At 69.9% G+C, this 12,860-nt stretch carries 13 protein-coding genes; 6 read left to right on the top strand and 7 right to left on the bottom strand.

Going from position 1 to position 12,860, the window contains the following annotated elements:
• Positions 1 to 190: 190 nt before the first annotated feature.
• The 3 genes from pknB (at position 191) to ACZ7L6_RS26650 (ending at position 3,677) form a co-directional block, all read left to right on the top strand.
• Positions 191 to 2,131 carry a Stk1 family PASTA domain-containing Ser/Thr kinase gene (gene pknB, locus ACZ7L6_RS26640; protein WP_471928022.1) on the top strand — a complete coding sequence of 647 codons (1,941 nt, stop codon included), beginning with the start codon at positions 191 to 193 and terminating at the stop codon, positions 2,129 to 2,131.
• An 81-nt stretch (positions 2,132 to 2,212) separates the two neighbouring features.
• Positions 2,213 to 3,112, top strand: coding sequence for a deoxyribonuclease IV (locus tag ACZ7L6_RS26645; protein ID WP_471928024.1), 900 nt, complete (start codon positions 2,213 to 2,215; stop codon positions 3,110 to 3,112).
• 76 nt (positions 3,113 to 3,188) lie between these two features.
• A complete protein-coding gene (locus ACZ7L6_RS26650) occupies positions 3,189 to 3,677 on the top strand; it encodes a DUF4396 domain-containing protein (RefSeq protein ID WP_471928026.1) in 489 nt (162 codons plus the stop codon).
• A gap of 22 nt (positions 3,678 to 3,699) precedes the next feature.
• On the opposite strand, the gene ACZ7L6_RS26655 is transcribed toward ACZ7L6_RS26650, so the two are convergent.
• Complete coding sequence (locus ACZ7L6_RS26655) at positions 3,700 to 4,332, bottom strand: sulfite oxidase-like oxidoreductase (protein ID WP_471928028.1); 633 nt, start codon at positions 4,330 to 4,332, stop codon at positions 3,700 to 3,702.
• 175 nt (positions 4,333 to 4,507) lie between these two features.
• Here ACZ7L6_RS26655 and bfr point away from each other — a divergent pair, with 175 nt between their 5' ends.
• Positions 4,508 to 4,984: a bacterioferritin gene (bfr, locus tag ACZ7L6_RS26660; protein WP_004001903.1), complete on the top strand. Its 477-nt coding sequence runs from the start codon at positions 4,508 to 4,510 to the stop codon at positions 4,982 to 4,984.
• Here bfr and ACZ7L6_RS26665 read toward each other — a convergent pair.
• The gene (locus ACZ7L6_RS26665; RefSeq protein ID WP_471928030.1) at positions 4,981 to 5,238 is read right to left on the bottom strand and encodes a (2Fe-2S)-binding protein; all 258 of its coding nucleotides are present in this window, start codon (positions 5,236 to 5,238) and stop codon (positions 4,981 to 4,983) included. The genes bfr and ACZ7L6_RS26665 overlap by 4 nt on opposite strands.
• A 129-nt stretch (positions 5,239 to 5,367) precedes the next feature.
• Positions 5,368 to 6,720, bottom strand: coding sequence for a class II 3-deoxy-7-phosphoheptulonate synthase (locus ACZ7L6_RS26670; protein WP_471928032.1), 1,353 nt, complete (start codon positions 6,718 to 6,720; stop codon positions 5,368 to 5,370).
• A 104-nt stretch (positions 6,721 to 6,824) separates the two neighbouring features.
• Here ACZ7L6_RS26670 and ACZ7L6_RS26675 point away from each other — a divergent pair, with 104 nt between their 5' ends.
• Both ACZ7L6_RS26675 and ACZ7L6_RS26680 read left to right on the top strand, forming a co-directional pair.
• The gene (locus ACZ7L6_RS26675) at positions 6,825 to 6,881 is read left to right on the top strand and encodes a trp operon leader peptide (RefSeq protein ID WP_071528813.1); all 57 of its coding nucleotides are present in this window, start codon (positions 6,825 to 6,827) and stop codon (positions 6,879 to 6,881) included.
• Positions 6,882 to 6,970: 89 nt separating this feature from the next.
• Entirely contained in the window at positions 6,971 to 8,827 is a 1,857-nt protein-coding gene (locus ACZ7L6_RS26680; RefSeq protein ID WP_471928034.1) for an anthranilate synthase family protein, read from the top strand.
• Positions 8,828 to 8,887: 60 nt separating this feature from the next.
• Here ACZ7L6_RS26680 and ACZ7L6_RS26685 read toward each other — a convergent pair whose 3' ends face one another.
• From ACZ7L6_RS26685 to ACZ7L6_RS26700, 4 genes are all read right to left on the bottom strand, one after another.
• Entirely contained in the window at positions 8,888 to 9,916 is a 1,029-nt protein-coding gene (locus ACZ7L6_RS26685) for a 6-phosphofructokinase (protein ID WP_471928036.1), read from the bottom strand.
• 177 nt (positions 9,917 to 10,093) lie between these two features.
• Positions 10,094 to 10,744, bottom strand: a complete 651-nt coding sequence (locus ACZ7L6_RS26690) for a response regulator (RefSeq protein ID WP_471928128.1) — start codon at positions 10,742 to 10,744, stop codon at positions 10,094 to 10,096.
• Between the two features lie 65 nt (positions 10,745 to 10,809).
• Positions 10,810 to 12,039, bottom strand: coding sequence for a MacS family sensor histidine kinase (gene macS / locus ACZ7L6_RS26695; protein ID WP_471928038.1), 1,230 nt, complete (start codon positions 12,037 to 12,039; stop codon positions 10,810 to 10,812).
• A 35-nt stretch (positions 12,040 to 12,074) separates the two neighbouring features.
• Positions 12,075 to 12,794 carry a lysophospholipid acyltransferase family protein gene (locus ACZ7L6_RS26700; RefSeq protein ID WP_471928130.1) on the bottom strand — a complete coding sequence of 240 codons (720 nt, stop codon included), beginning with the start codon at positions 12,792 to 12,794 and terminating at the stop codon, positions 12,075 to 12,077.
• Positions 12,795 to 12,860: the final 66 nt, after the last annotated feature.

Here is a 12,860-nt window from a genome sequence, read left to right on the forward strand (position 1 = left end):
GGGCTCGGGGGTGGGTCGCGCGGCCCGGCGCTTCCGGGGGGCCGCCTGCCCACCCGTGCCGCCCCAGCGGCACGACTGCCCGCAGGCTGGGCAAGTTTGAGTGCGACTTGCGTCACAGGTCGGCTGCAGTACCGGCCCGATCCTGGCCGAACCGGCAGGTGTGTCGGTGGCGGCTCGTACACTCACCTGCGTGGATACGACCCTTCAGGACCCTCTGGTCGGGCAGGTGCTCGACGGCCGGTATCGCGTGGACGCGCGGATCGCGGTCGGCGGGATGGCCACGGTCTACCGGGCCCTGGACACCCGCCTCGACCGCGTGCTCGCGCTCAAGGTGATGCATCCTGCGCTGGCCGTGGACGGGGTGTTCGTCGACCGGTTCATCCGGGAGGCGAAGTCCGTCGCCCGGCTCGCGCACCCCAACGTCGTGCAGGTCTTCGACCAGGGCACCGACGGGTCGTACGTCTATCTAGCCATGGAGTACGTCGCGGGCTGCACGCTGCGCGACGTCCTGCGCGAGCGCGGGGCGCTGCAGCCCCGGGCCGCCCTCGACATCCTGGAGCCGGTGCTCGCCGCGCTCGGTGCCGCGCACCGCGCCGGGTTCGTGCACCGGGACATGAAGCCCGAGAACGTGCTGATAGGGGACGACGGCCGGGTCAAGGTCGCCGACTTCGGGCTCGTGCGGTCCGTGGACACCGTGACCAGCACCACCGGTGCCGTGCTCGGCACCGTCTCCTATCTCGCGCCCGAGCAGATCGAGCAGCCCGGCGCCGCCGACGCCCGCGTCGACGTGTACGCGTGCGGTGTCGTCCTCCACGAGATGCTGACCGGTGAGAAGCCGCACGACGGGGACTCACCCGCCGTGGTGCTCTACAAGCACCTCCACGAAGACGTCCCGCCGCCGTCCGCGCTCGTGCCGGGGCTGGCGTACGAACTCGACGAGCTGGTCGCGTCGGCCACCGCGCGCAACCCCGATGTCCGCCCGTACGACGCCGTGGCGCTGCTCGCGCAGGCCCGGGGGGCACGCGCCGCGCTGAGCGCGGACCAGCTGGACGCGGTGCCGCCGCAGGCGCTCTCGGCGGAGCACAGCAACGCCGACGACCGTACGAGCGTGATCCCGCGGGCGCTCAATATCCAGCGGCCGCTGCCCGTGAACGAGGACGAGCCCGCGCCCGAGGCCGTCTTCAACCGGACCAGCCGGCTGGAGGCTCCGCCGCCCCTGCCGCCCCGGCGCCGGTCGGGGACCTCGCGTGCGCCGCGCGGCCCGCTCGTCATCGTCGCCGCCGTACTGCTGGCCCTCGGCCTCGGTGTCGGCATCTGGTACATCAATTCGGGACAGTTCACCAAGGTCCCGCCGCTGCTCTCCAAGACCGAGGCACAGGCCCAGGACCGGCTGCAGGAGGCCGGGCTCGAGGTCGGCAAGGTGGAGCGTGCCTACAGCGACACCGTCAAGCGCGGCTCCGTCATCAGCACGGACCCCGAGTCGGGCGCCCGCATCCGGAACAACGACTCCGTGAACCTGGTCATCTCGGCGGGACCGGAGACCGTGAAGGTCCCCGATCTTCAGGGCTACAAGCTGGACAAGGCGCGGACCGTGCTGAAGGACAGCGGTCTCCAGCCGGGCATGGTGACCCGGGAGTTCAACGACGAGTTCTCCCCGGGCTTCGTGATCTCCTCGGACCCCGGGGACGGTACGAAGGTCCGCTCCGGCTCCGCGGTCGCGCTCAAGGTCAGCAAGGGCAGCCCGATCGACGTCCCGGACGTCACCGGCGAGACCCTGGCTGACGCGAGGGCCGATCTGGAGGAGGCCGGCCTGAAGGTGAAGGTCGCCGCCGCGCGGGTCAACTCCGAGTACGACGCGGGCCAGGTCGCACGGCAGTCGCCGGCGAACGGCCAGGCCGCCGAGGGTGACACGGTGACGCTCACGCTGTCCAAGGGCCCGGAGATGATCGAGGTCCCGGACGTGGTCGGCGACAGCGTCGACGACGCCAGGGCCGAGCTGGAGGCCGCCGGCTTCGAGGTCGACGAGGACCGCGGTCTTCTGGGGCTGTTCGGAGACACGGTCAAGAAGCAGTCCGTCAAGGGCGGGGAGAGGGCACCCAAGGGGTCGACGATCACGATCACCATCCGTTGACCGGAGCCACCACCATCCGGTGACCGGGGACGATCACCATCCGGTGACCGGGGCCCGCGGCGGCCATGACACTCTGAACGGGTGAAGAGTCAGCAGTCGGCCGCCCGCGAACCCGCCCCCGATCCCTCCCGCAATCCCATCGGCGGCCACGTCCCCGTGGCCGGCGGTCTCCGCTCCGTCGGCCTCACCTACGCCCACGACCTCAAGGCCGAGACCGTCCAGGTTTTCGTCGCCAACCCGCGCGGCTGGGCCACGCCCGCCGGGAATCCGCGGCAGGACGAGGAGTTCCGCGCGGTGTGCGCGGCCGAGTCGATCCCGGCGTACGTCCATGCGCCGTACCTGATCAACTTCGGCTCGCACACCGAGGCGACCGTCGAGCGGTCGGTGGAGTCGCTGCGGCACTCCCTGCGGAGGGGGCGGGAGATCGGCGCGCTGGGCGTGGTCGTGCACACGGGCAGTGCGACCGGCGGGCGGGAGCGCTCGGTGGCCCTGAAGCAGGTGCGGGAGCACATGCTGCCGCTACTCGACGAGCTGACCCACGACGACGACCCGTTTCTGCTGCTGGAGTCCACCGCCGGGCAGGGCGCGTCGCTCTGCTCGCGGGCCTGGGACTTCGGGCCGTACTTCGAGGCGCTGGACGCCCATCCGAAGCTGGGCGTGTGCCTGGACACCTGCCACATCTTCGCCGCCGGCCATGACCTGACCGGCCCGTCCGGCATGCACCAGACGCTCGACCTGCTGGTGGACACCGTCGGCGAGGGCCGGCTGAAGCTGATCCACGCCAATGACTCCAAGGACGTCGTCGGCGCGCACAAGGACCGGCACGAGAACATCGGCGCAGGTCATATCGGCGAGGACCCGTTCCGGGCGCTGATGACCCACCCGGCCACCGAGGGCGTACCGCTGATCATCGAGACGCCCGGCGGGAAGGAAGGACACGCGGCGGACGTGGAGCGGCTGAAAAAACTTCGGGACGCATAAGCCGTTAGGGAATACCCCTGGGGGGTATATGGTTCTTGCTCGATGCGGGAACCGTAACCTGGCATTGGGGGCAGTCATGCAGCACGAGGCACACGCGACACACGATCACCACCACGAGGTCGCCGCCACCAGCACCTGGGCGATGGCCGTCCGGGCCACCCTGCACTGCCTCACCGGCTGTGCCATCGGCGAAGTGCTGGGCATGGTGATCGGCACCGCGCTCGGCTGGAGCGCCGCACCGACGCTGGTCCTGGCGATCGTCCTCGCCTTCTTCTTCGGCTACGCGCTCACTCTGCGCGGTGTGCTGAAGGCGGGCCTCGACCTGCGCGGCGCCCTCAAGGTGGCGCTGGCGGCGGACACCCTGTCGATCGCCGTGATGGAGCTGGTCGACAACGGCGTGATCGTACTGTGGCCGGGCGCCATGGACGCCGAACTCACCGACCCGCTGTTCTGGTGGGTGCTGGCGATCGCGCTCGCCGTCGCCTTCGTCCTCACCACGCCCGTGAACAAGTGGATGATCGGCCGCGGCAAGGGGCACGCGGTGGTGCACCAGTACCACCACTGACGCGCCACAGGAGGATCAGGACTCAGAGCTCGGGGCCGTCCCCGGGCTCCTCCTGGTACGAGTAGCGCTGCTCCTTCCACGGGTCGCCGATGTTGTGGTAGCCGCGCTCCTCCCAGAAGCCGCGGCGGTCGGCGGTCATGTACTCGACGCCGCGGACCCACTTGGGCCCCTTCCAGGCGTACAGATGGGGGACGACCAGACGGAGGGGGAAGCCGTGCTCCGCGGTGAGCAGTTCGCCGTCCTTGTGGGTGGCGAAGATCGTGCGCTCGGAGGCGAAGTCGGCGAGGCGGAGGTTGGAGCTGAAGCCGTACTCGGCCCAGACCATCACATGGGTGACCGTCGGTGCGGGCGGGGCGATCTCCAGGATCGTACGGGCCGGGATGCCGCCCCACTCCGCGCCGAGCATGCTGAACTTCGTCACGCAGTGAAGGTCGGCGACGACGGTGGTGTACGGCAGGGCCGTGAACTCCTCGTGGGTCCAGCAGTGCTTCTCGCCGTCGGCAGTCGCGCCGAACACCCTGAATTCCCAGCGTTCGGGGCGGAACTTGGGGACCGGGCCGTAGTGGGTGACCGGCCAGCCACGCTGCACTCGCTGCCCCGGCGGAAGCTCGGAGTGTGCTGCTGCTCCAGTTTCGCGCTCCACCGGCTGACCCATGACTCCATCCTGACAGACCCGCGGCAGTGCACCGGACCACAGCCTCCGCAATTCATTTCAAACTGGACTAAGCATGCACTTACTTACTAAGTGAAGACTTACTGGACGATCTTTGTCGCCGGTGCAATCATGCGGCGCAACCTGCCAGTTCCCCCGCGCGGAAGGAGCCTCTGCGATGCAGGGCGACCCCGAGGTCCTCGAATTCCTGAACGAGCAGTTGACCGGCGAGCTGACGGCGATCAACCAGTACTGGCTGCACTACCGGATCCAGGACAACAAAGGCTGGACCAAGCTCGCCAAGTACACGCGTGAAGAATCCATCGACGAGATGAAGCACGCGGACAAGATCACCGAGCGCATCCTCATGCTGGACGGCCTGCCCAACTACCAGCGCTTGTTCCATGTGCGGGTCGGCCAGACGGTCACCGAGATGTTCCAGGCCGACCGGCAGATCGAGGTCGAGGCGATCGACCGCCTCAAGCGGGGGATCGAGGTGATGCGCACCAAGGGCGACATCACGTCCGCGAATCTCTTCGAGTCGATCCTCGAGGACGAGGAGCACCACATCGACTACCTGGACACTCAGCTGGAGCTCATCGACAAGATCGGCGAGGCGCTCTACATCGCGCAGCAGATCGAGCAGCCGAGCTAGGCCGCCTCTTCCAGTCCCGCGAGCACCGGCTTGCCCTGATCGGCCAGCTCACGGCGCGGACACGCGCCCCTGCCCAGCAGCGCCTGGATGCGGCGTACGCACGACCCACAGTCCGTGCCGGCCTTGCAGGCCGAGGCTATCTGGCGGGGGGTGCAGGCACCGTTCTCCGCGTGCTGCTTCACCTGCTGCTCGGTGACCCCGAAGCAACTGCAGACGTACACGCGGTTCACCTCCCGGCGGGATCGTTGTGCCATCCCCTTGATCGGTGAGGCTAACCTAACCTTACCCGTCGCACAGGTGCCGTAAAAGTGCTGTGGGGCGCGGATCGTATGTGATCCGCGCCCCACTGCTTGTCCGGAAACAGCCTGTAACAGGCGCCCCGGCTACTGGTCCCTGTACATCTCCGCGACCAGGAAGGCCAGGTCGAGCGACTGGCTGCGGTTGAGCCGCGGGTCGCAGGCCGTCTCGTAGCGCTGGTGCAGGTCGTCGACGAAGATCTCGTCGCCGCCGCCCACGCACTCGGTGACGTCGTCACCGGTGAGCTCCACGTGGATGCCGCCCGGGTGGGTGCCCAGCGACTTGTGGACCTCGAAGAAGCCCTTGACCTCGTCGAGCACGTCGTCGAAGCGGCGGGTCTTGTGACCGGAGGCCGCCTCGAAGGTGTTGCCGTGCATCGGGTCGGTCACCCAGGCGACGGTGGCACCGGAGGCGGTGACCTTCTCGACCAGCTCGGGGAGCTTGTCCCGGATCTTGTCGGCGCCCATGCGGACGATGAAGGTCAGCCGGCCCGGCTCGCGCTCGGGGTCGAGACGCTCGATGTACTGCAGCGCCTCCTCGGCCGTCGTCGTCGGGCCGAGCTTGATGCCGATCGGGTTGCGGATCCTGGAGGCGAACTCGATGTGCGCGTGGTCCAGCTGCCGGGTGCGCTCACCGATCCACACCATGTGCGCGGAGACGTCGTACAGCTGCCCGGTGCGGGAGTCGACGCGGGTGAGCGCGGACTCGTAGTCGAGCAGCAGCGCCTCGTGCGAGGAGTAGAACTCGACGGTCTTGAACTCCTCCGGGTCGGTCCCGCAGGCGTGCATGAAGTTCAGCGCGTTGTCGATCTCGCGCGCCAGCTGCTCGTAGCGCTGGCCGGACGGGGACGACTTCACGAAGTCCTGGTTCCAGGCGTGCACCTGGCGCAGGTCGGCGTAGCCACCGGTGGTGAAGGCGCGCACCAGGTTGAGCGTGGAGGCGGACGCGTTGTACATCCGCTTCAGCCGCTCGGGGTCCGGGACGCGGGCGGCCTCGGTGAAGTCGAAGCCGTTGACGGAGTCGCCCCGGTAGGTCGGCAGGGTCACGCCGTCGCGGGTCTCGGTCGGCTTGGAACGCGGCTTGGAGTACTGGCCGGCGATACGGCCGACCTTCACGACCGGCACCGAGGCGGCGTACGTCAGCACGGCGCCCATCTGGAGCAGAGTCTTGAGCTTGTTGCGGATGTGGTCGGCGGACACGGCGTCGAAGGCCTCGGCGCAGTCGCCGCCCTGGAGGAGGAACGCCTCTCCCTTGGCGACGGCCGCCATCCGGGCGCGCAGCTGATCGCACTCGCCCGCGAAGACGAGCGGCGGATACGACTCCAGCTCCGCAACGACTGCGCGCAGAGCCTCGGGGTCGGGGTACTCGGGCTGCTGCGCCGCGGGCAGGTTTCGCCAGGTGTTGCCAGCGCTCGCGCTGGTCTTAGCGTTCACGGTCACGACCTCAACATTACGGGGTCGTGTCGGGCGTCCTACCCCATGCCCAGCAATTGAGACACGAGGTACACGACCCGGACACCGGAGATTGGGGTAGGGTGCCTCGCATGTTCGCGCACTCGACCCAGAACTGGTGGTGGACCGCTCATCCGGCGGCCCACTGACTGCGCGTACGCAAGACTTCGCGAAGGCCGCCCGAGGGGCGGCCTTCGGCGTTTCCGGGCCGCTCCTCATCATCGACTGCTGAGGAACCATGGACCTGACACAGCTGCTGGACGACGACCGACCTTTCGCCCTGCTGCGCCGCCGCACCCCCGGCCATGACGAGAACACCGTGGAGGTGTTCCTCGGCCCTGTCAGTACCTACGACCGTCTCGCCGACCTCCCCGACGAGGGCCTCGCGCTCGTCCCCTTCCGCCAGATCCGCGAGCGCGGCTTCGACGTCCGCGACGACGGCACCCCGCTGTCCGTCCTGATCCCCGAGGAGTCGTACGGCATCCCGCTCGCCGACGCCCTGGCGCAGCTCCCGGCGCACGACGTCCGCGTCGAGGGCGGTGGCTTCGACGTCGGCGACGAGGAGTACGGCGAGATCGTCGGGCGGGTGCTGCGGGACGAGATCGGGCGCGGGGAGGGCGCCAACTTCGTGATCCGGCGGACGTACGAGGGTGGGATCCCGGGATTCGGACGGGCCGACGCGCTGGCGCTGTTCCGGCGGCTGTTGGAGGGCGAGCGGGGCGCGTACTGGACCTTTGTCGTCCACACCGGTGAGCGGACGCTGGTGGGCGCCAGCCCCGAGGTGCACGTCCGGATGTCCGGCGGGACCGTCGTCATGAACCCGATCAGCGGGACGTACCGCTATCCGGCCGAGGGGCCGACCCCCGAGCACCTGCTCGACTTCCTCGCCGACGGCAAGGAGATCGAGGAGCTGTCGATGGTCGTCGACGAGGAGCTCAAGATGATGTGCACCGTCGGCGACATGGGCGGGGTGGTCGTCGGCCCGCGCCTGAAGGAGATGGCCCACCTCGCGCACACCGAGTACGAGCTGCGCGGCAAGTCCTCGCTGGATGTGCGGGAGGTGCTGAAGGAGACCATGTTCGCGGCCACGGTCACCGGCTCGCCCGTGCAGAACGCCTGCCGGGTCATCGAGCGGCACGAGGTCGGCGGGCGCGGCTACTACGCGGGTGCGCTGGCCCTGCTCGGCCGGGACTCCGGCGGGGCGCAGACCCTGGACTCCCCCATCCTCATCCGCACCGCCGACATCGACGCGAACGGGCGGCTGCGGGTGCCGGTCGGGGCCACGCTCGTGCGCGGCTCGGACCCGGCGAGCGAGGTCGCCGAGACGCATGCGAAGGCGGCGGGAGTGCTGGCGGCTCTCGGCGTACGGCCCTCCCGCCCGCGTGAGGAGCACGCGCGCGTACGGCTCGCCGACGACCCACGCGTGCGTGCCGCACTGGACGGGCGCCGGGCCTCCCTCGCCCCCTTCTGGCTGCGGATGCAGGAGCGGTCCGAGGAGCTCACCGGACATGCCTTGGTCGTCGACGGCGAGGACACCTTCACGGCGATGCTCGCGCACGTGCTGCGGTCGAGCGGCCTGGAGGTGACCGTCCGGCGGTACGACGAGGACGGCCTGCGGGAGGCGGTGCTCGCGCACGAGGGTCCGGTCGTGCTCGGCCCCGGCCCCGGTGATCCCTCCGACCTCACCGACCCCAAGATGCGCTTCCTGCGTGAGCTCACCGCCGAGGTCATCCGGAACCACCGGCACGGCGTGCTCGGCGTCTGCCTCGGCCACGAGCTGATCGCGGCGGAGCTGGGGCTGGCGATCGTACGGAAGGAAGTGCCGTACCAGGGCGCGCAGACGACGATCGACCTGTTCGGGCGGCCGGAGACCGTCGGCTTCTACAACAGCTTCGTGGCGCGCTGCGACGACGAGGTGGCCGAGGAGCTGGCCGCCCACGGCATCGAGATCAGCCGGGCCGGCAACGGAGAGGTGCATGCCGTACGGGGAACGGGCTTCGCCGGGGTGCAGTTCCACCCGGAGTCGATCCTGACGCTGAACGGGGCAGTCGTCGTACGGGAGTTGGTCGGTCAGCTGCGGAACACGACCGTCTAGTCGTCCGATCGGTCGTCCGGGGGCTGCTGCCGCCCCCGGACCGCCGCTTTCGGCCTGCCGTCAGCCGAAGAAGACCCCGACCTCCTTGTACAGCGTCGGGTCGACCGTCTTCAGCTTGGCCGTCGCGTCCGCGATCGGGACGCGGACGATGTCCGTGCCGCGCAGGGCGACCATCTTGCCGAAGTCGCCGTCGCGGACGGCCTCGATGGCGTGCAGGCCGAAGCGGGTGGCGAGCCAGCGGTCGAAGGCGCTGGGCGTGCCGCCGCGCTGGATGTGACCGAGGACGGTCGTGCGGGCCTCCTTGCCCGTCCGCTTCTCGATCTCCTTGGCCAGCCACTCGCCGACCCCGGACAGCCGGACGTGCCCGAAGGAGTCCAGTGACTCGTCCTTCAGCACCATGTCGCCGTCCTTGGGCATGGCGCCCTCGGCGACGACCACGATCGGGGCGTACGACGCCTTGAAGCGGGAGGTGATCCAGGCGCAGACCTGGTCGACGTCGAAGCGCTGCTCGGGGATGAGGATGACGTTGGCCCCGCCGGCCAGCCCGGAGTGGATGGCGATCCAGCCGGCGTGACGGCCCATCACCTCGCAGACGAGGACCCGCATATGGGACTCGGCCGTGGTGTGCAGCCGGTCGATGGCCTCGGTCGCGATGCCGACGGCGGTGTCGAAGCCGAAGGTGTAGTCGGTGGCGGACAGGTCGTTGTCGATCGTCTTCGGTACGCCGACGCAGGGCACGCCGTAGTCGTCGGAGAGCCGGGCGGCGACGCCGAGGGTGTCCTCGCCGCCGATGGCGATGAGCGCCTCGACCTCGTGCTTGGCGAGGTTCTCCTTGATACGGCGGATGCCGTCCTCCTGCTTGAGGGGGTTCGTGCGCGAGGAGCCGAGGATGGTGCCGCCGCGGGGCAGGATGCCGCGCACGGCGGGGATGTCGAGACGGACGGTGTCGTTCTCGAGCGGACCTCGCCAGCCGTCCCGGAAGCCGACGAAGTCATAGCCGTATTCCTGCACGCCCTTGCGGACGATGGCCCGGATGACGGCGTTGAGACCGGGGCAGTCGCCGCCTCCGGTCAGTACTCCGACCCGCATGGAAATGTCCCTTCGCCGCGGTTGCCTGGTGAGGCCACGCTAATGGTGAGCCAGGTCACACAGGGATGGGTCGGAACGGCAATTCCGGTGAACTGTCGGGTGTTTGGTTTACGCGCCGTCAAACGGGCGCGTCACTCGTCGTCACACGTGCAGGTCAGTCGTCGTCACACGTGCAGGTCACTCGTCGTCGAGGCCGCGCTCGATCGCGTACCGCACCAGCTCCACCCGGTTGTGCAGCTGGAGCTTGCCGAGGGTGTTCTGGACGTGGTTCTGGACCGTGCGGTGGGAGATGACCAGGCGTTCGGCGATCTGCTTGTAGCTCAGGCCCTTGGCGACCAGGCGCAGCACCTCGGTCTCGCGCTCGGTGAGCTGCGGGGCTTTGGGCTGGTCGGCGTCGGGGGCGGCGGGTGCGGGCTCGGAGGCGAGGCGGCGGTACTCGCCGAGGACCAGTCCGGCCAGGCCCGGCGTGAACACCGGGTCGCCGACGGCCGTGCGGCGCACCGCGTCCAGCAGTTCCTCCGTCGAGGCCGACTTCAGCAGATAGCCGGTGGCGCCGGACTTCACGGCCTCCAGGACGTCGGCGTGCTCGCCGCTCGCGGAGAGGACCAGGACGCGCAGCGCGGGGTTGTGGCCGACGAGTTCCTTGCACACCTGGACGCCGGGCCTGGCGGGCAGGTTGAGGTCGAGCACGAGGACGTCGGGGGCGGCGGCCTTGGCGCGGCGTACGGCTTGGTCGCCGTCGCCCGCGGTGGCGACCACGTCGAAGCCGGACTCGGCCAGGTCGCGGGCGACCGCGTCGCGCCACATGGGGTGGTCGTCGACCACCATGACCTTGATCGAGCCCTGCTGTCCGCCCAGTCCGTCCCGTCCGGCCTGTCCGTTCGCGGAGTCCGTCATCGCTGTTCCGCCTTCCCCCGTGCAGCGCTGCTGTCCTTCGGTACTTTCAGTTCCACTTCGGTGCCCTGCCCCGGCACCGAGATGAGCTCGGCGGTGCCGCCGAGGTCCCGCAGCCGCCCCCGGATCGACAGGGCGACGCCGAGCCGCCCTTCGCCCTCGGCCTGCGCGAGCCGTCCCTCGGGGATGCCGGGTCCGTCGTCCCGTACGGTGACGATCACCTCGTCGGGCTCGTCCTCGACGAGGATCCACGCGCGCGCGTGCTCCCCCGCATGCCGGCGCACGTTGTCCAGGGCGGCCCCCACGGCCGCGGCGAGCTCCCGCGCGGCGACCGGGGCCACGGTCACGGGCGCGCCGGGCTCGGCGAGGCTGACCTTGGCGCCGGCGTACGGGGCGAGCAGCGCACGGAGATCGACGGGACCGGTGGAGTCGTCCGGCTCCTCGACGGCCCGTACGACCGCCCCCTCGGCGGCGTCCTCCGACACCCGCGACACGGGCACGAGGCCGCCCGAGACCAGCGTGCGCAGCGCCACCTCCTGCTCGCCTGCCATCCGGCCCAGCTCGGCCGCCTCGCCGCCGATGACGGCGCCGCGCCGCTGCACCATGGCCAGCACCTGGAGCACGCTGTCGTGGATGTCCCGGGCGAGCCGCTCCCGCTCACGGGTCGCCGCCTCGATCTCCAGGGCCCGGGCGAGGGTGCGCTCGGAGGCGCGGGCGACCTCGACGACGTAGCCGATGGCGATGGAGGCGATCCAGACGAGCAGCACCATGTGGATGGTGTCGCGGGTCGGCACGCCGGAGCGTTCGATCAGGTTGGCGGCGGCGACCAGCGTGGAGGCGAAGGCGGCCCAGCGCCAGCCGCCCTTGATGGCGAACGCCAGCACGGCGCCGGCGGTCCATATCGACGGCAGGGTCGGCGCGCCGGCGTCGATCCGCTCGGGCGACTCGGCGACCCGGGTGAGCAGGATGCCGACGAGGGCGATGGTGAGGTCCACGGCGAGGAAGCGCTTGGTGCAGCTCGCGGCGCCCGCGACCCTGGGCAGGGTGGCCAGCGTCCAGACGGCCAGGACGGCGAAGTAGGCGATGGCCGGCCAGGGGCGGGCGACCTCGTCGTGGGCGCTGGCGAAGAGCCCGATCGCGTACACCATGGTCAGCACGCGGTAGCCGGTGAGCGCACGCCACAGCGGCTGCTCGACGGACATCCTCATGACCCGCTCGCGCTTGGCCACGCCCCCCACCCCCTCGGCCCAGTGTGCGGCCGACTCTATTCGGACTGTTCCTTCTTCTTCCGCGCCTGTTCCTTCTCCGCCTTCGCCGCCTCCGCGATCTGCCGCTTGGCGGCGGTCGCGTACATGTCGACGTACTCCTGGCCGGAGAGCTTCATGATCTCGTACATGACCTCGTCGGTCACCGCGCGCAGCACGAACCGGTCGTGCTCCATGCCCTGGTACCGGCTGAAGTCCAGCGGCTTGCCGATCCGGATGCCCGGCCGCATCAGCTTCGGCACGACCTTGCCGGGCGGCTGGATCTTCTCCGTGTCGATCATGGCGACGGGGATGACCGGCGCCCCCGTGGCGAGCGCCACGCGCGCGAGGCCGCCGGGCTTGCCCCGGTAGAGACGGCCGTCGGGCGAGCGCGTGCCCTCCGGGTAGATGCCGAACAGCTCACCGCGCTCGAGGACCTCGATGCCGCTCTTGATGGCCGCCTCGCCCGCCCCGCGTGCCCCGGAGCGGTCCACGGGCAGCTGGCCGACGCCCTTGAAGAACGCGGCCGTCAGCCGGCCCTTGACGCCCGGGGTGGTGAAGTACTCGGCCTTCGCGATGAAGGTCACCTTGCGGTCGAGGACCGCGGGCAGGAAGAACGAGTCGGAGAAGGACAGGTGGTTGCTCGCCAGGATCGCGGGGCCCTCGGCGGGAATGTTCTCCAGCCCTTCCACCCAGGGCCTGAAAGCGACCTTCAGCGGTCCCCCGATGGCCACCTTCATCGCGCCGTACAACAACCGAGTGCCTCCTGTGTCTGTCGATCAGACCTTAACCCGGACCGCCGTCAA

The sequence above is a fragment of the Streptomyces sp. NPDC107522 genome (assembly GCF_055657525.1).

Bases quoted from the DNA above. Each gene is read 5' to 3' on its own strand.
- ACZ7L6_RS26685 (WP_471928036.1), bottom strand. From the start codon at position 9,916: ATGCGGGTCGGAGTACTGACCGGAGGCGGCGACTGCCCCGGTCTCAAC.
- ACZ7L6_RS26655 (WP_471928028.1), bottom strand. From the start codon at position 4,332: ATGGGTCAGCCGGTGGAGCGCGAAACTGGAGCAGCAGCACACTCCGAG.
- ACZ7L6_RS26700 (WP_471928130.1), bottom strand. From the start codon at position 12,794: ATGAAGGTGGCCATCGGGGGACCGCTGAAGGTCGCTTTCAGGCCCTGG.
- ACZ7L6_RS26650 (WP_471928026.1), top strand. From the start codon at position 3,189: ATGCAGCACGAGGCACACGCGACACACGATCACCACCACGAGGTCGCC.
- bfr (WP_004001903.1), top strand. From the start codon at position 4,508: ATGCAGGGCGACCCCGAGGTCCTCGAATTCCTGAACGAGCAGTTGACC.
- ACZ7L6_RS26680 (WP_471928034.1), top strand. From the start codon at position 6,971: ATGGACCTGACACAGCTGCTGGACGACGACCGACCTTTCGCCCTGCTG.
- ACZ7L6_RS26690 (WP_471928128.1), bottom strand. From the start codon at position 10,744: ATGGTGGTCGACGACCACCCCATGTGGCGCGACGCGGTCGCCCGCGAC.
- ACZ7L6_RS26665 (WP_471928030.1), bottom strand. From the start codon at position 5,238: ATGGCACAACGATCCCGCCGGGAGGTGAACCGCGTGTACGTCTGCAGT.